Source organism: Aurantiacibacter hainanensis (assembly GCF_036321025.1).
GTDB classification, from domain to species: domain Bacteria; phylum Pseudomonadota; class Alphaproteobacteria; order Sphingomonadales; family Sphingomonadaceae; genus Alteraurantiacibacter; species Alteraurantiacibacter hainanensis.
Genome location: NZ_JAZAPB010000001.1, coordinates 395,478 through 415,700, shown reverse-complemented (window position 1 = coordinate 415,700; position 20,223 = coordinate 395,478). Strand labels below are relative to the sequence as shown.

Annotated in this window: 18 protein-coding genes; 10 read left to right on the top strand and 8 right to left on the bottom strand. The window is 64.5% G+C overall.

Translation table 11 applies throughout. The annotated features are described in order from the left end of the window. Positions 1–113: 113 nt before the first annotated feature. On the top strand, positions 114–818 hold the full coding sequence (locus AAA989_RS02070) for a LuxR C-terminal-related transcriptional regulator (protein ID WP_338240819.1): 705 nt from the start codon (positions 114–116) through the stop codon (positions 816–818). Positions 819–872: 54 nt separating this feature from the next. Here the strand turns inward: AAA989_RS02070 and AAA989_RS02065 are convergent, their stop codons facing one another. After that, a complete protein-coding gene (locus tag AAA989_RS02065) occupies positions 873–1,385 on the bottom strand; it encodes a PilZ domain-containing protein (RefSeq protein WP_338240818.1) in 513 nt (170 codons plus the stop codon). A gap of 318 nt (positions 1,386–1,703) precedes the next feature. On the opposite strand from AAA989_RS02065, the gene AAA989_RS02060 reads away from it, so the two are divergent. The 3 genes from AAA989_RS02060 to AAA989_RS02050 are packed head-to-tail and all read left to right on the top strand — an operon-like array spanning position 1,704 to position 3,852. Then, positions 1,704–2,078, top strand: coding sequence for a DUF6152 family protein (locus AAA989_RS02060; protein ID WP_338240816.1), 375 nt, complete (start codon positions 1,704–1,706; stop codon positions 2,076–2,078). Continuing rightward, a complete protein-coding gene (locus AAA989_RS02055) occupies positions 2,078–2,869 on the top strand; it encodes a hypothetical protein (protein WP_338240814.1) in 792 nt (263 codons plus the stop codon). The genes AAA989_RS02060 and AAA989_RS02055 overlap by 1 nt, the downstream gene beginning before the upstream one ends. Next, a complete protein-coding gene (locus AAA989_RS02050) occupies positions 2,866–3,852 on the top strand; it encodes an SMP-30/gluconolactonase/LRE family protein (RefSeq protein WP_338240812.1) in 987 nt (328 codons plus the stop codon). The genes AAA989_RS02055 and AAA989_RS02050 overlap by 4 nt, the downstream gene beginning before the upstream one ends. Positions 3,853–3,859: 7 nt before the next feature. Here AAA989_RS02050 and AAA989_RS02045 read toward each other — a convergent pair whose 3' ends face one another. The 4 genes from AAA989_RS02045 to AAA989_RS02030 form a co-directional block, all read right to left on the bottom strand. Next, complete coding sequence (locus AAA989_RS02045; protein WP_338240810.1) at positions 3,860–4,981, bottom strand: cobalamin-independent methionine synthase II family protein; 1,122 nt, start codon at positions 4,979–4,981, stop codon at positions 3,860–3,862. Further along, complete coding sequence (locus tag AAA989_RS02040) at positions 4,978–6,000, bottom strand: 5-methyltetrahydropteroyltriglutamate--homocysteine methyltransferase (protein WP_338240808.1); 1,023 nt, start codon at positions 5,998–6,000, stop codon at positions 4,978–4,980. Before AAA989_RS02040 ends, AAA989_RS02045 begins: the two co-directional genes overlap by 4 nt. Next, positions 6,000–6,551, bottom strand: a complete 552-nt coding sequence (locus AAA989_RS02035) for a VOC family protein (RefSeq protein WP_338240807.1) — start codon at positions 6,549–6,551, stop codon at positions 6,000–6,002. The genes AAA989_RS02040 and AAA989_RS02035 overlap by 1 nt, the downstream gene beginning before the upstream one ends. Before the next feature lie 77 nt (positions 6,552–6,628). After that, positions 6,629–7,753, bottom strand: a complete 1,125-nt coding sequence (locus AAA989_RS02030) for a CaiB/BaiF CoA transferase family protein (RefSeq protein ID WP_338240805.1) — start codon at positions 7,751–7,753, stop codon at positions 6,629–6,631. 70 nt (positions 7,754–7,823) lie between these two features. Here AAA989_RS02030 and AAA989_RS02025 point away from each other — a divergent pair, with 70 nt between their 5' ends. Continuing rightward, a complete protein-coding gene (locus AAA989_RS02025) occupies positions 7,824–8,618 on the top strand; it encodes a citryl-CoA lyase (RefSeq protein ID WP_338240804.1) in 795 nt (264 codons plus the stop codon). Positions 8,619–8,695: 77 nt separating this feature from the next. Beyond that, complete coding sequence (locus AAA989_RS02020; protein WP_338240803.1) at positions 8,696–11,917, top strand: amidohydrolase family protein; 3,222 nt, start codon at positions 8,696–8,698, stop codon at positions 11,915–11,917. A gap of 22 nt (positions 11,918–11,939) precedes the next feature. On the opposite strand, the gene AAA989_RS02015 is transcribed toward AAA989_RS02020, so the two are convergent. After that, the gene (locus AAA989_RS02015) at positions 11,940–12,560 is read right to left on the bottom strand and encodes a TetR/AcrR family transcriptional regulator (protein WP_338240802.1); all 621 of its coding nucleotides are present in this window, start codon (positions 12,558–12,560) and stop codon (positions 11,940–11,942) included. Between the two features lie 111 nt (positions 12,561–12,671). Between AAA989_RS02015 and AAA989_RS02010 the strand changes: the two genes are divergently transcribed. The 3 genes from AAA989_RS02010 to AAA989_RS02000 are packed head-to-tail and all read left to right on the top strand — an operon-like array spanning position 12,672 to position 17,172. After that, on the top strand, positions 12,672–15,014 hold the full coding sequence (locus AAA989_RS02010; RefSeq protein ID WP_338240800.1) for a TonB-dependent receptor: 2,343 nt from the start codon (positions 12,672–12,674) through the stop codon (positions 15,012–15,014). A gap of 26 nt (positions 15,015–15,040) precedes the next feature. Beyond that, entirely contained in the window at positions 15,041–15,898 is an 858-nt protein-coding gene (locus AAA989_RS02005; protein ID WP_338240799.1) for an alpha/beta fold hydrolase, read from the top strand. Then, positions 15,895–17,172 (top strand): spinster family MFS transporter, encoded by a 1,278-nt coding sequence (locus tag AAA989_RS02000; protein ID WP_338240798.1) that lies wholly within the window; start codon positions 15,895–15,897, stop codon positions 17,170–17,172. The genes AAA989_RS02005 and AAA989_RS02000 overlap by 4 nt, the downstream gene beginning before the upstream one ends. Before the next feature lie 9 nt (positions 17,173–17,181). On the opposite strand, the gene AAA989_RS01995 is transcribed toward AAA989_RS02000, so the two are convergent. Next, on the bottom strand, positions 17,182–18,048 hold the full coding sequence (locus AAA989_RS01995) for an HpcH/HpaI aldolase/citrate lyase family protein (protein WP_338240797.1): 867 nt from the start codon (positions 18,046–18,048) through the stop codon (positions 17,182–17,184). A gap of 198 nt (positions 18,049–18,246) precedes the next feature. Here AAA989_RS01995 and AAA989_RS01990 point away from each other — a divergent pair, with 198 nt between their 5' ends. After that, entirely contained in the window at positions 18,247–18,858 is a 612-nt protein-coding gene (locus AAA989_RS01990; RefSeq protein WP_338240796.1) for a LuxR C-terminal-related transcriptional regulator, read from the top strand. A 176-nt stretch (positions 18,859–19,034) separates the two neighbouring features. On the opposite strand, the gene AAA989_RS01985 is transcribed toward AAA989_RS01990, so the two are convergent. Next, the gene (locus tag AAA989_RS01985; RefSeq protein WP_338240795.1) at positions 19,035–20,216 is read right to left on the bottom strand and encodes an esterase; all 1,182 of its coding nucleotides are present in this window, start codon (positions 20,214–20,216) and stop codon (positions 19,035–19,037) included. Positions 20,217–20,223: the final 7 nt, after the last annotated feature.

Below are 20,223 nucleotides of genomic sequence, written 5' to 3'. Positions count from 1 at the left end.
GCGGGCGAGGTAGGAGCCCGGTCGACTAACGGCGCGTTTCATTCGGGTCGCAGGCGAACCACTCAAGGGGGTAACTTAAAATGGTTAACAGCTCGCCCGTCTCTGTTGCTATCGTGAGCGACAACACGCTCGCACGAGAAGGATTGCGACGGATCCTCGAAGGTGACGAACTCACTGTCGTGGAATCGCATGCGTCGAGCCGAGGCTTGGCCAATTCCCAGGAGCGCCGCGCAAGGCCCTCGATCGTGATCATCGATAACGGCACCGACCAGTGCGACGTCGCCGAGGTAGAAGCGTGTCAGCGCGCCTTGCCGGATGCGAAAGTGGTCGTCCTCACCGACGACTTCAACTTCGACATGATGTTCGAAGCCTTCAAGGCGGGCGTCGACGCCTACATCGTCAAGCGGATCGACTGCGAAGCGTTGATCGGTTCGCTCAAGCTCGTGCATCTTGGCGAGAAGGTAATGCCGAGCGAGCTTGCCAGCGGTTTTCCCGCGCGCTGGACGGGCAGGGTGCTGCCTTCCATGCCCGAACGCGAGGCGATCGCCCAGCTTTCCGAACGCGAGATCGAGACGCTGCGGTATCTTATCCTGGGGTCACCCAACAAGGTCATCGCGGGTCATCTCGACATCAGCGAGGCGACCGTGAAGGTCCATGTGAAGGCGATCTTGCGCAAGCTCGGCGCCCAGAACCGCACGCAAGCGGCAATCTGGGCGGTCAACAACGGTATCGAGCTCAATCAGCCGGATATGATCGCCGCCAACGAGGCGGACCGGGTGAAGTCGGAAAGCCACGCGGGCACCGCCATCGCAAGATAGGGTCAGGTCCGTTCGCGTCGGCGGTTCTCTAGCCGTGCATTCCGACCAGGCAGGCTAGCTGCTCGCTGGCGAGCACCACGCGCTGATTATGCCATCGTCCGACTGGCGAAAGCCGAGCAGCCTGTAGCCTCTGGCACCCTTGGTCTGCTCGAACTCGTAAGCCCAATCCGCAAGCTCATCGAGAGACGGATTTAATCCGATCACGAGCTCCTCGATGGCCGATTCATCGCTTCTGATGGGCAGGAAGGGACGCGAGCTGAGAAGAGCGGCGCTCACCGTTCCCTTCGATACGGGTTTCACGAATTCTGCTCCATAGGAATTCTCATTGTTCCAGACGATGCGGGCTTCCGCCGATCCCACGAGGGGCAGTTCGACCGTCAGCAACTCGCCGATCTCGAACTCCGTATTGCTCGTGAGTTTCAGGCCGGTTTCAGACAGGTCGTGGATCAGCGTGCGTGACTGGGCGGACGTACTGGCGACGTCTGCAGACAGCCTGATGGTGCACCGGACGGAGCCGCGCTCATCTTTCAATATTTGAGCAATAAGCGGCTGGCGAGACGCTGCCATGAAACGCTCTCACTTCTCCTTCGTGACGCGGACCCCTGCAATCGCCTTATTCTGCCTAATCTCGACGCGTAAAGCATCTTCGTCGCTAATTTGGCACACCTCGTCAGCAATCGCAGCTTTCATAGCGAGTCTTCCACAATTTGGAAGCTGACTTGGAACTCCCGACAAGTACCTATCCACGGATTTTAGGGCTCGCAGCGTGCCCGGAGCGTCCGATCAGCGACGGCGGACGCAATTTTCTGCAAAGATGTTTGATACCTGGTCCGACTTGGTCTTATCGTGGCGACAAACGATAAATAAATACCGGGAGTTCGGATCATGCGTATCGCAACGGCTATTGCCGCGGCCCTTCTTGTCCCCATCGGCGCAGGCACGGTCGCCGCGCACCATTCCATGTCCATGTTCGACAGCTCCCGCGAAGTGAGCGTGACTGGCACGGTAACGCAGTTCCAGTGGTCGAACCCCCACGCCTACATCCAGATGGTTTCCACCGATAGCGACGGCAACGAAGTGGAATGGAGCATGGAGATGGGTTCGCCCATGTATCTCTACGCACGCGGCTGGCGCCCGCGCACGCTTCGCCCGGGTTCGGAGATCACGGTGCGCGCCTACCCGCTGCGCAACGGCCGGCCCGGCGGCGTCGTTCTGGATGTCGTCGATGCCCGGGGCAACGAGATCGGGACGAACCAGTGATGCGGGCTCTTGCGGCGACAACCGCCCTCGGTCTCGCGCTGGCGGCGACACCTGCGCTGGCCGACCATCATGAAGACCAGTCCGAACGCGTCGAGAAATTTGCCGAGCTGCCCTACTGGCCGGGCTACTGGGTGAGCGAGGAACAGGCGGGCACCACCATCGGAGGTATCGCGCCATCCATTCTCGAAGCTCGCGAAACGGGCGAATTTCCCGACAACTACATGAACCTGCGCGGAGCAAACGCGTCGTGGAACGAGGAGGGCCAACGCCGCCTGGAGGAAGCGCGGGCCATCAACGCCGGGCGCAAGGCGACGGGCTGGGGCTTTCCGATGATGATGAACGCGGCCACGCCGATCCAGTTCACCATCACGCCCGAGGAAGTGCTGATCGTGAACGCCTACAGCGAAGTGCGCTTCGTCTATACCGACCGCGAGATGCCAGACGAATTCGACCTGTGGCCCACGGTGCGCGGCACCTCGGTGGGGCACTGGGAAGGCGACACCCTGGTGATCGAGACGATCATGGTGCGTTCTCCCATCGAGTACTTCCACGGCGCGCCACCGTTTTCGGAAGAGGCGCGCTATGTCGAGCGTCTCCGCATGGAAGGCGACAGGCTCGTGTCCGATGTCACCATCACCGATCCCGTAACCCTCACCGAACCGTTCGTGACGCAGGTCAGCTGGGTCAGGGACGAGGGCTTCGACCGCATGATCGAGATCGACTGGGACAACGATCGCACGGGCGTTGACGAGAACGGCGTGAACACGATCGAGGACGAGGTGGTGGAATGATCTGGTCTCTTATCTGCCTTGCGGCCCTGTCTCTGGCCACGGCGGTCTCCGTCGCTGCGCAGGACCTGCTTCCCGGCGAGGAAGCCGTGGACATCGTCGCCATCGAAGACGTGGTTGCCGGCGACGCGACGTGGGAAATCGCCTGGTCCGGCCCGATGACGGCGGACGGCATGACTACCGCGCCTGATGGCCGGCTGCTGTTTGCGCAGGAACAGAGCAATGCCGTCTGGTCGCTCTGGCCCAACGGCCGGGCTTTCGTGGAAGTGCCCTATGTACTGGGCGCAGGGGCCGCTTCCTCTGCGCCCGACGGTAGCCTGCTGGCGGTGGAGCGCGGTTGCACCGATCCCGGCCTGAATGAACTGGAATGCAGCCGGCCCAGTGCACTGGTGCAGCTGCGGCCCGAACGCCGCGTGATTGCAGACGGCATGGCCGACGGCAGCACGCTCGGTCGCCTCAACGATCTTCATGCCGATGGTCAGGGCGGGGCATGGGTCACGCAAGGGAACCTCTGGCATATCGACGGGCAGGGCAACGTCACCCTGGTGTACGAGCCGGAGGCCTTCACCAACGGGGTGGTGACAAGCCCCGATGGCTCACGGCTCTATGTGACAGACATGCGCACGATCCGTGCCTTCGATCTGGACGCCGAGGGCAATCCCTCGAACGGGCGGGTCTTTGCCACGCTGGACGAGGACACCGAAGGCTTTGGCGGCGATGGAATGGCGGTCGATGCCGCGGGTCGTCTCTACGTCACCGGCGATGCGGGCGTGTACGTTTTCGCGCCCGATGGGGCGAAGCTGGGCGTGATCCCGGTGCCGCGCCGTTCGATAACCTTGTCCTTCGCCGGTCCGGATCGGCAGACGCTCTACGTCGGCGCCATGGGAGCGGTGACGCCCGCGGGCGAGCCTTGGGAAACGCCCGAAGGCGTGCGCAACGTGGCGATGACGGTCTACAAGCTGGACATGCTTGCCAGCGGCAACTGACCGGCGGTTACCAATAGTTCTCGCTGGCGATGGCGGCGCCTTCCGCCAGCGCGGCCAGCTTCGCCCAGACGATCTCGGGGTCCAGGCTGTTGCTGCCGGCATGGACCGAGAAGCCGCAGTCGACACCCGCCATCACCCGCTCGCGCCCCAGCAGGTCGGCATAGCGACCGATGCGCTGGGCGATCAGCTTCGGATGCTCGATATAGGGGCTCTGCGGCTCGATCATGCCGGGGCACAGCACCTTGTCGTCGGGCAGCGGGTTCGCCTCGAAATAGGCGAATTCGTGCGCATGACGCGGGTTTGCGCCTTCGAGAAGAACGGTCTGCGGCTTTGCCTGCCAGACGATGTCGGCGATCAGCGCAAGGTCCACATCGCAGTGGTGCGGGCCGGGGTAGTTGCCCCAGCAAAGATGCATCCGGCACTGCTCCGCCGGAATGTTCTGCAGCGCGTGGTCGAGCGCCGCCACGTTCATGCCGATGCGCTTGCGGAAATCCTCGTCCGATAGCTGGGTGAACTGCACGTGGCGGCCCATGGCGAGGTCCGGGCAATCGACCTGCAGGGCGATGCCCGCCGCGGCGATGGTTTCGTATTCATGCCGCAGCCCTTCGGCGAGGGCGAAAACGTATTCCTCGTCGCTGGCGTAGTACTGGTTGGGGAAGAACAGCGCGGTTACGCCGGGGCTGGCTGCCGACATGAAGGTGGCGTGGCCATCGGCCAGCCGCACCAGCCGTTCGGCATCCTTTCGCGGCGCGTCCATGTCGATCACCTCGATCGGGCCGGTGCACGCGGGGGCGGAGCGCTTGGCCCGGCCCTTGTTGCCGAACACCTGCGCCTTCGCGCCGGGAAAGTCCTCAAGGTCCTGGAACTCGTACTGTCCGGCCTCTCCGCCAAAGCCAGAAAGCCGATGCTTGATGTAGGTGGCGTAACTCGGCTTCGACATCTCGCCGTCGTTGATGACGGCGATGCCCGCCTGCTTCTGCCGGGCCACGACCTCCGCCGTCGCCCGCTCGATAGCCTCGTCCAGCGCGGCCTGGTCGACGCTGTCCCCGCCTTCGCGGGCGAACATCAGGTCCAGCAGGTATTCTGGGCGAGGAAGGCTGCCCGTGTGCGTCGTGACGAAGCCGTTCACGAAAGCTCCTCACGCACGATGCGAGCGCCATCGGCCATGGCCTTCATCTTGGCGAAGGCGACATCGCGCGGCAGGTATTTGAGGCCGCAGTCGGGCGCCACGATCACGCGCTGCGCATCGACATGGGGCAGGGCCTTGCGGATGCGCCGGGCAACCGTTTCGGGCGTTTCCACATCGTGCGTGGACAGGTCCAGCACGCCCAGGATGATGGTCTTGTCCGGCAGGCTTTCCAGCACCGTGCAATCGAGGTTCTGCTGCGCCGTCTCGATGCTGATCTGGTCGACAGCGGAGCCTTCCAGTTCGGGGAGGAAGGAATAGCCCTCGGGCCGCTCATGGATCAGCGCCGCGTAGCCGAAACAGATGTGCAGGGCCGTCGTGCCTTCCACGCCTTCCAGCGCGCGGGCCAGCGCTTTCAGGCCGTAGGCGCGCGCGGCATCGGGGCGGGCCTGCATGTAGGGCTCGTCAAGCTGCACCACATCAGCGCCGGCGGCGTGCAGGTCCTTGATCTCCTCGTTCACCGCGGCGGCATAGGCCAGTGCCAGGGCCTCGGGATCGCCATAGTGATCGTCCTGCGCCTGCTGGCTCATGGTGAAGGGGCCGGGGACGGTGATCTTGATCGGCTTGTCGGTAAAGCGGCGCATGAATTTGACGTCGTTCACCTGCACCGGGTGCTTCCGGCTGATCGCACCAGACACGCGCGGCACCGGCACCGGCTCCCCGCTGCGATCCAGCGCGGTGCCGTGGTTCTCCATGTCGATTCCGTTCAGCGCCGTGGCGAAGCGATTGGAATAGCTCTCTCGCCGCATCTCGCCATCGGTGATGATGTCGAGCCCGGCGGCCTCCTGCTCGCGGATGGCGACGATGGTGGCATCGTCCCATGCCTGCTGAAGCAGGTCCGGCTCCACCTTCCACAGTTCCATGGCGCGCGTGCGCGGCGGGAAGCGGCCTGCCAGCTTCGCCCGGTCGATAAGCCAGTCGGGCTGCGAATAGGAGCCGACCAGCGATGTGGGAAGCAGCATCAGCCGGCTTTCGCCAGCTCGGACGGGCGCACATCGTTGTTGGGCGAATGATCGCCCGCCAGCCAGCGCTTCAGTTCCGAATGGGCATCCTTCTTGCGAAGCTCGTTGATCTGGTCGGCGTGCTCGGCATCGCAGCAGAATTCCACGATCATGCCGTCCGGATCGACGACATAGACGCTGCGGCAATAGCCGTGTTCCAGCACGTAGGTCTGCGGCAGTTCGATGCCCGCATCGGCAATGCGCTTCTCGATCTCGGCCTGCGCTTCCTCGTCGACGTTCAGCGCGATGTGGCGGAACGGGCTTGCGGCGAGCTCGGGGCCGAATTCGGCCTGGTCGTCGTCATGGGCGAACTGGAAGAATGCCAGCGCGCTGCCGTCTTCCATTCCGAAGAAACAGTGGCAATAGGTGCGCTCCTTGCCAAACAGCTCCTCCTGCTCGCACCAGGTCGCGACAAGCGGAAAGCCGAGAATGTCTTCGTAGAAATGTCGCGTCTTCTCGAGATCCTTCGAGACATAGGCGGTATGGTGCAGACGATTTGGCAGGTGGCCCATTTCTTCTCTCCCTCCGGGCCGACTCTCGGGCCCCTTTTCTCGACTGTATCAAACCGCGCGAAGGTCGCAAATGCGGCTTAGCGCCCGAGAATATCCTTGTTGTGCTGACCCAGTTCGGGGGGCGGGCTGACGCTGTCCTCTATCTCGCCGTCGAAACGGATGGGATTGCGGATCGTGCGGAAGGTGCCGCGCTGGCCTTCGCCGCTGATTTCCAGCCGGTGATGCTTCGCCAGGTCGCCATCCAGCACTTCCTTCGAACTGAAGACGGGAGAATGCGGCACTTCGCATTCGGCCAAGCGATCGGCCCAGTAATCGCGCGGCTTTTCCGCAAAGAGCGGAGCGAGGAATTCGATCACCTTCTCGTAGTTCTCGATGCGCGCCTCGCGGCTTTCGAACTCCGGCCTTTCCAGCATGTCGGGCTGGCCGACTGCCGTGGCGAGGTTCTCCCAGAACTTGGGCGGAGAGGACATGTGCAGCGCGATCCAGCCACCGTCCGAACATTGAAAGACGTAGGATTGCGAGACGTGCGGGCGGCTCCACGGTCCCATCACCTCGTCCACGCTGAGATAGTGCGTGAAGTCGTCGAGATTGAAGTGGGCCATGGCCTCGAACATGGACGTCTCCACCTTGCGGCCCCTGCCGGTCTTCTCGCGCTCGTAGAGCGCGGCGAGCACGCCGTAGGCGGTGTAGAACCCGGTCACCGCGTCGCCGATGGCAGGGCCCACGACGCGCGGATTGCCGGGGTTCACCAGCAGGCGCAGGAAACCGCTGGCCGCCTGGCTGACGGTATCGAATGCCGGGCGATCCTTCCACGGCCCGTCGTTCCCGAAGCCGGAGATATCGGCATAGACGAGGCGCGGATTGATGCCCTGCAATCGCTCGGCATGAACATGCAGCCGCTCGGCCACGCCAGGGCGGAAATTCTGGATGAAGACGTCGGCGGTCTTCACCAGCTCGTCCAGCGCCTCCAGGTCCTCCGGGTTGGCCTTGGTGTTGAGCTCGATGCTCTTCTTGTTGCGATTGTAGGTCTGGTAGTGGGGCGAATAGAGGTCGCCCTTGAAGGCCCGGAATGGATCGCCGGTCTCGGGCATCTCCACCTTGATGACTTCCGCCCCCAGGTCGGCCAGCAGCATGCCTGCCGCCGGTCCGGTGATGAAGGTGCCCATGTCGAGCACGCGTATGCCTTCGAGCGGTCTGGCCAATCGATCTCTCCCTTGCGTCAGCGTGGCATGGCTATAGGCAGGTCGCACAGGCTGCAACAGGAGACAGGCTTTGCGCACCAGCAAGCAGGACACAGGCTATTCGGCAATCTGCACGTCGGACGCCACTTCCATCACCGTGCGCGGGCGCGACCTGTGCGAGGACCTGATCGGCAAGGTCGACTTCTCCAGCTATTTCTGGCTGCTGGTGACGGGGCAGGAGCCCGACGAGAACCAGAGCTTCTTCCTCAACGCGACGCTGGTGGCGCTGGCGGAGCACGGCATGGTGCCCTCGGTTGCTGCTGCGCGCATGACATTGGCCGCCGCGCCCGAAGCGGTGCAGGGCGCTGTGGCCGCCGGCATCCTGGGATGCGGATCGGTGGCGCTGGGCAGCGCGGAGATTGCCGGCAGGTTCTACGCCGAATGCGTGGCGGACCAGCGCGAGACCGGCGATCCGGTGGATCAGGTGGCCGTGCGCAACATCGAACGCTGGCGGCAGCACACGAAGGCCGTGCCGGGTTTCGGCCACTGGCAGCATGTCGAAGGCGATCCGCGCGCGCTCAGGCTGCTCGAGCTGGCGGACGAGCGCGGTGCGAGCGGGGAGCACGTGGCGATGGTGCGGGCGTTGCAGGCGGCCCTGCCGGAAACGATCGGGCGGGACCTGCCGGTGAACGTCAACGGACCGATCCCGGCCATCCTACTCGATATCGGCTGGCCGCTGGCGGCCTTGAAGGGCATCGGCCTGCTGTCGCGCACCGGCAGCCTGATCGGCCATCTGGCGGAAGAGGCCGAGCGCCCGGTGGGCTTCATCATGAGCGGCGCAGCGTCCGCCGCCATCGAGTATGACGGAAAGCCTTCGAATAGCTGACAATTCCCGATGGTGATTGGTTGCAGTAGCTACCAGTTTGCGTAAGGGTGCCCGCTTTCCAAACCAGAGGGCCGCACATGATCCGCAAACTTCTTCTCCTCACGTCCACCTGCATGCTGGCCACCGCGACCGCCGCGCAGCAACCCGATGCGACGGGAGAAGAAGCCGAGTGGGACGTCAACAATCCGCCGGGGGTGGAGATTGCCCAGGTGCCGATCCGCGTGGACGAAGGCACCTGGATGGATATCGACGTGTCGCCCGACGGCCGCACGGTCGCCTTCTCGCTGCTGGGCGATATCTACACCATGCCGATCGGCGGCGGCACGCCGACGCGGATCGCGGAAGGCCTGGCCTGGGAAGTACACCCGCGGTTCTCGCCCGACGGCAGCCGCATCGCCTTCACCTCGGATCGTGGCGGCGGCGACAACATCTGGATCATGAACGTCGACGGCAGCGACAAGCGGCAGCTGACCGACGAGACCTTCCGTCTGCTCAACCAGCCGACCTGGTCGCCCGACGGCCGGTTCATCGCGGCGAAGAAGCACTTCACCACCGGTAGGTCGCTGGGGACCGGCGAAGTGTGGCTCTACCACGTCAGCGGCGGCAGCGGCATCGCACTGGTGGAGCGGGCCAACGAAGATCTGCAGAAGGAACTGGGCGAGCCGATCTACGCCTCCGACGGCAGCGCGATCTACTACACCCGCAACATCACGCCGGGTAACACCTTCATCTACGCTCAGGATTCGAACACCGACCTGTTCAACATCGAACGCTACGACCTGGAGACGGGCGAAGTGACGACCGCCGTCAGCGGGCTTGGCGGCGCGGTTCGTCCGACGCCTTCGCCCGACGGCCGCATGATGGCCTTCGTGCGGCGCGAGAACACGCGTTCGCAGCTCTACGTCAAGGACATGGAAACCGGCGAGGAGCGGATGATCTATGCCGACCTCGACCAGGACGTGCAGGAGACCTGGGCCATCACCGGGGTCTATCCGAACATGGACTGGACGCCCGATAGCCGGTCCATCGTGTTCTGGGCGGGCGGCAAGATCCGCCGCGTGAACGCCGACGGCACGGGCGCCGCCGAAATCCCGTTCGCCGTGGACGATACGCGTGGCATCCTTCCGGCGCCGCATCCGGTCATTCCGGTGGCAAGCGATACGGTCGATGTCACCATGGCGCGCTTCGCGGAGGTTTCGCCCGATGGCGATACGGTGGTCTTCGAAAGCCTGGGGCGTCTCTACACCATGCCCGCATCGGGCGGCACCATGCGGCCGCTGACGGGCGAGACGGACGCTCTCGAACTCTTCCCCAGCTGGTCCCGCGACGGCGATTCCATCGTCTACGTGCGCTGGACGGACGATGGTCTCGGCGAAATCCGCACCATCGGAAGCAACGGGCGCGGCGCGCGCACGCTCACCAGCGCGCCGGGGCACTACACGCGCCCGCGCTTCTCGCCCGATGGGGATACCGTGGTCTTCGAAAAGGGAGAGGGCGGCTACCTGACGGCTCCCGAATATTCGGAAAATCCGGGCATCTACCGCGTATCAACAAGCGGCGGGCAGCCCGAACTGGTGATACGCGGCATGCTCAACCCGCATTTCGGTGCGAGTAGCGACCGGGTCTTCATGACCGGGTCCGAAGACGGCCAGCAGACTCTCGTGTCCACCGATCTCGACGGCAACGACGCCCGCACCCATGCTAAGGGCGAGCTGGTGACGAGCTATCACGTCTCGCCGACGGGCAATTACGTCGCTTTCAGCGAGAACTACGATGCCTTCGCCATGCCCCTGATGCCGGGCGGACAGACCGTGACCATCTCCAGCGACGCGAAGAACCTGCCGGTTGTCGAGGTGTCGGATTCCGGCGCGCATTACATCCACTGGTCGGAAGGCGGCGACACGCTCAACTGGTCGCTCGGGCCCACGCTCTACTCCGCTTCGCTTGCCTCGATGTTCGACAACGCCCCTCCTGCAACGGACGAGGACGGCGACGACGCGGGATTTCAGCAGCCCGAAAGCGGCGTCTCCATGCTGCGCACGGTCGAGGCGGACCGGCACGAGGGAAGCCTGGCCATTACAGGCGCGCGCGTCATCTCCATGGCCGGCGAGGACGGCGGCATCATCGAGAATGCCACGATCCTGGTCGAGAACGACGTGATCGCCGCCATCGGCCAAGCGGGTAGCGTCACTATCCCGTCGGGCACGCCCACGATCGATGCCACGGGCCAGACGATCATTCCGGGCCTGGTCGATGCCCATGCCCACGGCTCCTACGCCGCTTCCGAGGTGGTGCCGCAGCAGAACTGGAACCTCATCCAGATGCTGGCGCTGGGGACCACCACGATCCACGATCCGTCGAGCAACACACCGTTCTTCGTCGCGGAAGACATGCAGCGGGCCGGCATGATCCTTGGCCCACGCATGTTCAGCACAGGGCGCGTCATCTACGGCGCGCGCAATCCGAGCGGTTATGCGCAGATCGACACGCTGGAGGACGCCCTCGATCACGTTCGCCGCCTGAAGGCGGAAGGCGCGCCGAGCGTGAAGAACTACAACCAGCCCCGCCGCGATCAGCGGCAGATGGTGGTGGAAGCCGCGCGGCAGGAAGACATGCTGGTGGTGGCCGAAGGCGGATCGCTGTTCGGCATGGACATGAACCTGATCGCCGACGGAAACTCGACGCTGGAGCACAACGTGCCGGTTATGCGCCTGTACGAGGACGTGCTGCAGTTCTTCAGCCAGTCGAACACCAATTACACCCCCACCCTGGTGGTGGGATACGGTGGCCTGGCAGGCGATCCCTACTGGCGGCAGGCGACCAACGTGTTCGAGCAGCCGCTGCTGATGGCGCACACGCCGCCCGCCCTTCTGCGTGCCCAGACGGCCCGGCGCACGACCGCGCCCGAAGGTGATTTCGTGGATGACGACATCGCGCGCGAGGCCGCTCGCCTTGCCGAGCGTGACGTGCTGGTTTCCATCGGCGCGCACGGCCAGCAGGCCGGGATCGATGCGCACTGGGAAATCTGGTCGTTCGTGCGCGGCGGGATGACGCCGCTGGAGGCACTGCGTGCCGCCACGATCGTGCCCGCCCGTTCGCTGGGGATGGACCGCGAGATCGGTTCGCTCGAGGTCGGCAAGCTGGCCGACATGGTGATCCTTGCAGGCGATCCGCTGGAGAACATCCGCAATACCGAGCGTGTGGAAACCGTGGTGCTGGGTGGCCGGGCCTACGATGCGACGACGATGAACGAGATCGTCACCGGCGACGAGGAGCGCCGGCCCTACTGGTGGGAATAGGCGAGGGCAGGGATCGGGCGGACTAGCTTCGCCCGATCCCCCTGCGCAGCATTTCGTTGGCGATGTCGGCGATGCGCTCCGCCTGCGCGCCTTCGTCCCACACCGAATAGCGCAGTCCGAGAAACACGTTCATGCCCATCAGCGCCCAGGCGTGCGCCTCGTCCATGCCTTCGCGGAATTCGCCCGCCGCCTCGCCGCTGCGCAAGCGGTCGAGGATACGGGCCGCCGTGGTCTCGTAGTGCTCGCGAAAACTGGCGGGGTCGACGAACTCCGCCTCGTCGATGATGCGGTAGATTTCCCTGTTCTCGCGCGCGAATTCCAGAAAGGCGCGAAGGGCCGCGCGCTCCACCTCGAAAGGTGCGAGGTCGGGTGTGACGGCCTTGCCGGCATGGGCGGCGACCTGGCCGCTCATGTCCTTCACCAGCGCGCGGAAGAGCTCGTCCTTGCTGTCGAAATAGGTGTAGAAGCTGCCCAGCGCCGTCCCGGCGCGGCGGGTGATCCCGCTGATCGAGGCTTCGTGAAAGCCCTTTTCCCCGAATTCCTTGGCCGCCGCGTCCAGCAGCTTTCGCAGCGTCTGCCGACCGCGCGCGGTGCGCGGCGCCTTCGGTTCGCTGTCGGAAGCGTCAGGTTGCGGTGTTGCCATTTGGCATGGGCTAACGGCTTTCCACGACCAGCGCAAAGAATAAAGTTGAAAGGTGGTTCAACTTTCAATATTGGGCATTCCCAGAACAGATAACGTTCCGGGAGAAAATCGATGTCCAAGGCCATTTTCTGGCAATCCACTGCCTCTGCGCTCGTCCTGGGCGCGCTGGCCGTACCCGCACACGCGCAGCAGGCCGGCGATGAAGCACCGCAGGCGGAAGAAGCCGAGGCCGGCACCATCATCGTCACCGCGCGTCGCCGTGAGGAACGCCTGGTCGATGTTCCTGTGGCCGTCACGACGTTTGGCGAGCAGGAACTACAGCGGCGCGGCTCCGTCGACATCACCGATATCGCGCAGGTGACCCCCAACACGACGCTGGAGGAATCGCGCGGCACCAACTCCACCCTGTCCGCCTTCATCCGCGGCATCGGTCAGCAGGATCCGGTTTCCGGGTTCGAGCAGGGCGTGGGCATCTACCTCGACGACGTCTATCTCAACCGTCCGCAGGCCGCCGTCCTCGACATCTACGACGTCGAGCGGATCGAGGTTCTGCGCGGTCCGCAGGGCACGCTCTATGGCCGCAACACCATCGGCGGCGCGGTGAAGTACGTCACGCGTGAACTGCCCGACGAGCTCAACCTGCGCCTGCGCGGCACCGTTGGCACCTATGGCCGGGCGGAAGGCGTCGTCACCGCCTCCACCCCCGTCGCCGATGTCGTGCGCGTCGGTGCCTCGGTCGCGCGTCTCTCGCGCGACGGCTTCGGCGAAAACCTCACCACGGGTGAGGAGAACTACAACAAGGATATCTGGGCCGCGCGCGGCACTATCGAGGTGGGCGGCAATGGCGCGGACTACCTGCTGCGCTTCTCGGGCGACTATACGCGCGACAAGTCCAACGCTCGTGGCGGCCACCGACTGATCCCCGGCGCTGCCTCCGGTGCACCCGTTCTCGACGACGTTTTCGACACCCGTGGCGGTCTGACCGATCCCGACCAGGACGTGGAAGCCTCCGGCGTGGCGCTCAACGGCCGCTTCGACCTGTCGACCGCGCTCACCCTGCGCTCCATCACCGCCTATCGTGAAGACGAGAGCGCATCGCCCATCGATTTCGACGCGCTTCCTGCCGTCGACCTCGATGTCCCCGCGTTCTACCGCAACTCGCAGTTCAGCCAGGAACTGCAGCTGATCTGGGACGATGGCGGCCCGTTCACCGGCCTGCTCGGCGGCTACTACCTCGATGCGAAGGCCGACACGCAGTTCGACGTGCGTCTGTTCACCACCTTCGCCGGCTTCACCGCGTTTACCGAGGCGAACGTCGATACCGAGACTTTCGCGGTCTTCGGCGACTTCACCTATGACCTGACCGAACAGCTGAGCCTCTCGCTGGGTGGTCGCTATACCTGGGACGAACGCCAGGCCGATATCCTGCGTCAGAACTACCTGGGTGGCGGTTCGCCGGTCTTCGGCGGCGCGGGCATCCCCTTCGGCGCACCCAGCACCGATTTCCAGGGCAGCGCGGATTTCGACAAGTTCACCCCGCGCGTTTCGCTCAGCTATCAGCCGACGCCGGACCACAACCTCTACGCCAGCTATTCGCAGGGCTTCAAGGGCGGCGGTTTCGACCCGCGCGGCGTGGGCGTGAACGCGCCCTCGGCGACACCGGGCATGCCCACCGACGAAGAAGTGGCGGACTTCCTCAGCTTCGAGCCGGAATCGGTCGACAGCTACGAAGTGGGCTACAAGGGCAGCCTGCTTGACGATGCAGTCTTTGTCGCGCTGGCCGCTTTCTACGCCGAATACACCGACGTGCAGATCCCCGGTTCGGTGGCCTGCAGCGTCGGGGGTATCCAGACCTTCTGCGGCATCGTGTCGAACGCGGGTGCCGCGGAATTCAAGGGCGTGGAGTTCGAGACCAATGCCCGTCTGGGACGCGACATGTTCGCCTCCGGCGACGAGCTTCGCTTCCAGGGCTCGCTGGGCTGGATCGATGCCGAGTATACCGAGTACGTCACCAATATCGGCGGCGTGCCGACCGACGTCTCCGATTTCCGCGAAGTGCAGAACACGCCGGAATGGAGCGGCAGTGCGACAGTGGGTTACACGACCCCCGTCGGCACCGGCGATCTCTATCTCGGCACGACGGTTTCCTATCGCAGCGAGACGACGCAGTTCGAGGTTCCCAACCCGTACCTCGACCAGCCCGGCTATGCGCTGTGGGATGCCAGCATCGTCTACAACAGCGATGCAGGCTGGAGCCTCGGCCTCTACGGTCGCAACCTGACGGACAAGGAATACAAGACCTCGGGCTATACCTTCGTGGCGGCCGATTCGGTGACGGGCGAACTTCTCACGAACAACGGCCTGCCGATCCCCACGCTGGGTACGGAGGGCACTCTAACCGCCTTCTACGGCAATCCGCGTCAGATCTACCTCACGGGCACCATCGAGTTCTGATCCGCGATTGCGGACGGACTATGACGATGGACTATCGCGAGCACCGTTACCAAAGCGCGTGCGGACGGCTTGAGCTGTTCGCACGCGACTACCCCGCAGACGGCCCGCCGCTGCTGCTGATGCACGGCCTGACCCGCAACAGCGGGGATTTCGAGCCGCTGGCACGGCATCTTGCAGGTGACTACCGCCTGATCGTGCCGGACCAGCGGGGCAGGGGGCTTTCGCAGGACGATGCCGATGCATCGAACTACCGGCCCGATATATACGCCGGCGACATGTTCGCGCTGCTCGACAGCCTTGGCGTCGAGCGACCCGGCCTGATCGGCACGTCGATGGGCGGGCTGATGGCCATGGTCATGAATGCCATGAAGCCCGGCAGCTTCCCGGCCATCGTATTCAACGATGTGGGGCCCGTGCTTGACCCGGCGGGGCTGTCGCGGATCGGCACCTACGTCGGCGGCGGAGAGCCTTTCGCGGACTGGAATGCCGCGGCGCAGGCCAGTTCGGCGATCAACCGCGAAGCCTTCCCCGATTTCACCGATGCCGACTGGCAGGCTTGGGCGCGGCGCACCTGCCGCGTCCTGTCCGATGGCCGCATCGCCTTTGCCTACGACCCCGCCATTGCCGATGGATTTGCCGACATCGGCAAGGAACCGCAGCCGGACCTGTGGCCCCTGTGGGACGCGCTCGGCACGACGCCGGTGCTTGTCGTTCGCGGCGCATTGTCGGACCTGCTCGCTGCCGATACTGTCCGCGAAATGCGCCAGCGCCATCAGGGGCCGTTCGTTCATGTCGATGTTCCCAATCGCGGCCACGCCCCCATGCTTGACGAGCCGGTTGCCCTGGCGGCCATCCACGATTTCCTGGGCGAGCATGTGAAATGACCACGCAGACCGCCAGCAAGCCCGATCCCAACCGCAACGTGGTGCTGGCCATGTTGCTGGTGGTCTACATCTTCAATTTCGTCGACCGGCAGATCCTTTCGATCCTCGCCGCGCCCATCCAGGCAGAGCTGCAGCTGGACGATTCCCAGATGGGCCTGCTGGGCGGCCTCGCCTTCGCGCTGCTCTATTCCACCATGGCGGTGCCGCTGGCGGCGCTGGCGGACAGGACCAGTCGCAGCTGGGTGATCGCCGTATCGCTCGCCGCCTGGAGCGGCTTTACCGCGCTGTGCGGCCTGGCGCAGAACTTCTGGCACATCTTCCTGGCCCGGCTGGGCGTCGGCATCGGAGAGGCTGGCGGGGTAGCCCCGTCCTACGCCCTGATCGGCGACTACTTTCCCAGCGAGAGGCGGGCGACCGCGCTCTCGATCTACTCGCTCGGCATCCCCATCGGATCGGGCCTTGGCGTCCTGATGGGCGGCTATATCGCCGCGACCGTCGATTGGCGCGCGGCCTTCTTCGCAGTCGGTCTGGCCGGTGTCGTCATCGTGCCGATCTTCAAGTTCCTGGTTCGCGACAAGGCCAAGCCGAAGGTGGCGGCGGACAATCCGGGCCCGCTGCCCGAAGCGCCTACCCTTCGAGAGACGGCTGCCCTGTTGTCGCGCAAGAAGAGCTTCTGGTTCCTTTCCTTCGGCGCGGCCAGTTCATCCATGCTGGGCTACGGCATCGCGTTCTGGCTCCCCAGCCTGCTGATCCGCAGCTTCGGCTTCGATCTGGTCGAGGCCTCGCGGTTCTTCGGGGCTGTCCTGCTGCTGGGCGGCGTGATCGGCGTGCTGGCGGGCGGTCTACTGGCGGACCGGCTGGGCGGGCGCGACCGCGCCTTCTTCGCCTGGGTGCCCGGCGTCGCCTTCTTCCTGGGTGCTCCCCTGTTCGCCGCGGGCATCCTGAGCTCCGACTGGAAGCTGGCTTTCGTGCTGTTCCTGTTGCCGCAGGCTCTGGCCTATATCTGGCTCGGGCCCGTGCTTTCGGCCGTGCAGCACCTGGTCGTGCCTGCCGCGAGATCGACCGCCTCGGCGCTGTTCCTGCTGATCAACAACCTGATCGGCCTTGGCGGCGGCATCTACGCGCTGGGCGCGCTGTCGGATTTCCTCACGCCCATCTACGGCGACGAGGCCCTGCGCTATTCGATGCTCTACGGCCTCGCGCTCTACGGCCTGGCCGCGTTGCTGATGGCCCTGGCTGGCCCCGCGCTGCGAAAGGACTGGGTCGCCGAGTAGGCGAGGGGATTACCCCTCGCTTCCCGCCTGGGCCAGCAATTGCCGGGCGCGCGAGAGGTGAGGGCGGTCCACCATTCCGCCCTTGTAGCCGATGGCCCCGACACCGGGATGGGCTTCGAACAGGGCGACGATCTCGCGGGCCTCGGCAATCTCCTCCGCATCGGGAGTGAAGGCGGCATTGATGATTTCCACCTGCGCCGGGTGGATGGCCAGCATGCCGCGGAAGCCCTCGCGACGAACCCGGCGCGCGCGCTTCTCGAGCCCGTCCAGATCGCGGAAATCGCCGTGGATCGTATCGATGGCCGGGACATTGGCCGTGCTTGCGCCAAGCAGGCAGAGGCTTCGCGCGAGCTCGTAGGTAAAGCCGTAGTTGCCATGCTCGTCGGTATTGCCGGACGCGCCGATCGAATCGGCCAGGTCCTCGGCCCCCCAGGTCATTCCCACGAGGCGCGGGGCACCGGCAAAGTCGCCGCAATGGAACATGCTTCCGGCCGTCTCGGTCACTAGGATCATGACCGACGTGCTGCCCCGCTCGATGCCGTTGGCGGCCTCCAGTGCGGAAAGGTAGTTGTCGAGCACCTCGACATCCTTCCTGCTGCCGACCTTGGGCAGCATGATGCCGCCAGGCCTGCCCGGCATTACGGCGGCAAGATCGTCAAGCGTCCACGGTCCGTCCATCGGATTGACGCGCACGAACACCTTTTGGTGATCCGTCTCGTCCCGCCCCAGGAACTCGCGGACCAGGGCGCGGGCCTGCATCTTGTTCTCGTGCGCGACCGCATCCTCCAGGTCGAAGATGACCATGTCGGCGTCGCTGTCGTGGGCCTTGCCCATCTTCTTTTCGCTGTCGCCGGGGGCAAACAGCCAGGAACGCATCCGACGCTGCGGTTGATGTGACATCGATGAAGGGCCTCTCGGATCGAATGGGAATAGGCGTTGCGCAATCCTATAACGGGATTGCGCGGACAAGACCATTTCCGCGCGCAAGCAAGCGGTCTGGGGAAAGCGCTGTCCAAACAGTTCGACAGATGGCTTTGCTTGCTGGAATTGCCGCGCTAAAGATATGTCGTGGGAATGAAAATGAAGTCATCCGATCCCTCGGTCATGGACCTGATAGAGTCCAATCCGATTGCTTCCGTGGTGAGCGATCCGCGCTTGCCCGACAATCCGCTCATCGCGTGCAATCAGGCCTTCATGGACCTGACCGGCTATGGCGAGGACGAGATCATCGGTCGCAACTGCCGGTTCCTGGCAGGGCCGGGAACGGAACCGTGGCTGACGGAAACGATCCGCCAGGGTGTGCGGGATCGCAAGCCGATCATGGTGGAAATTCTCAACTACAAGAAGGACGGCACGCCTTTCCGCAATGCCGTGGTGGTCGCTCCGATCTTCGATGACGATGGCGAGCTCACCTACTTCTTCGGTTCGCAGGTGGAACTGGAAGAAGACGCCAAGGGCCCCAGCCTGACGCGCAGGGCCCGTGCGACCGAAAAGGTGAAGGAACTGTCCAAGCGCCAGCTGGAAGTGCTGCAGATGGTCGCCAGCGGCCTGCGCAACAAGCAGATCGCCTGGGAACTGGGCCTGTCTGAAAAGACCATCAAGATGCATCGCGGAATAGCGATGGAAAAACTGGGCGCGCAAAGCTCTGCGGAGATGATCCGGCTAGCTGTCGAGGCGGGTATCTAGGGCCGCCTTTAGGGCAGGCTGGGCCAAAGCCCGTATTTTATTTGCCAGCGGAAGGGCTAGATGGAACTCGCATCGTAGCCGGAAGCGGGGCCTCTCTTTCCTTCCCCCTCCGCCTCGCATCTCCTCCATCCCACACATCTCCGGCTACGATGCGCCTCACCAGGATGCGCGTCCGCTCAGCGGAACAGGCGCGGCGCGAAATCGTGCAGATATCGCCGCCAGTTGATCCACGTGTGCCCGCCATCGCTCTCGTTGTAGACGTGCTCGATACCATGTTCGTCGAGCATGCCGCGCGTCGGCGCGACGGTGCCGTAGAGAAAATCGTCGGTTCCCATCGCGTAGTAGACCAGGTCCATGTCCTCGGCTGCGCGCCGCAGAGCATCTGCATTCTGAGCGGTGTAGTTCGCAACGTCTCCATCCTGCATCCCGAGGCCCATCGAGAATATCCCGATGTGGCTGAAGACGTCGGGCCTTGGCAGTCCGAAGCGGATCGTGTGCGCGCCGCCCATCGAAAGCCCGGCCATGGCGCGGTTGTCGCTGTCGGCCAGCGTGCGGAACGTGGAGTCGATGAAAGGGATGAGATCCTGGTGCAGGTCTTCGCCGAAGTCGGTGTTGGTCAGCATGGCCGCGCCTTCCCGCGTCGGGGTATGGCCGAACGGCATGACCACGATCATCTCCCTGGCGCGGCCATCCGCCAGCAGGTTGTCGAGAATGTAGTGGGCGTGGCCCACGCTGGTCCAGCTGTCGGCTGAATCCCCCGCGCCGTGGACCAGGTAGAGCACGGGATAGCGCGCGTCTCCATCCATGTAGCCGGGCGGCGTGTAGACGAAAGCCTCGCGCTTTGCGCCCAGCGTACCGGAGACATATTCCACGCGGCTGACGATGCCGTGGGGCACGTCTTCGCGGAAGGTCTGGAAGGCTCCCTCCTCTCCCGGCATCTCGAAGGTCGAATTGATGCCGCTGCGTTCGCGGCTGAAGGTTACCGCCATGGGGTCCGGCACGCGGGCGCCGTCCACCTCGAAATTGTAGCGATAGGTGTCGGGCGCGATCGGCAGCTGCGTGGTGACGCTCCACAGGCCGGAGGCATCGCGGGTGAGGGGGAGACCACGCTCTCCTCCGCCGAAGCCGGCGGGAATGGCGGGGTCGAGGTCGTTGCTGACGACGCGCACGTTATCCGCGGCAGGAGCGCACAGCCGGAAGGTGACCCTGCCATCGGGCAGCGGCTCTACCGAAGTATAGTCGGGCTGGGCGAAAGCCCCCTGCGGCAGGCACGACTGGGGAGTTTCCTCTTGTGCAGCGGCGGGCAGGGCGGCGAAACCCAGGGCGAGGCCGGCAGTGGCCAGTAACGCGAAACGCATGGTCGTG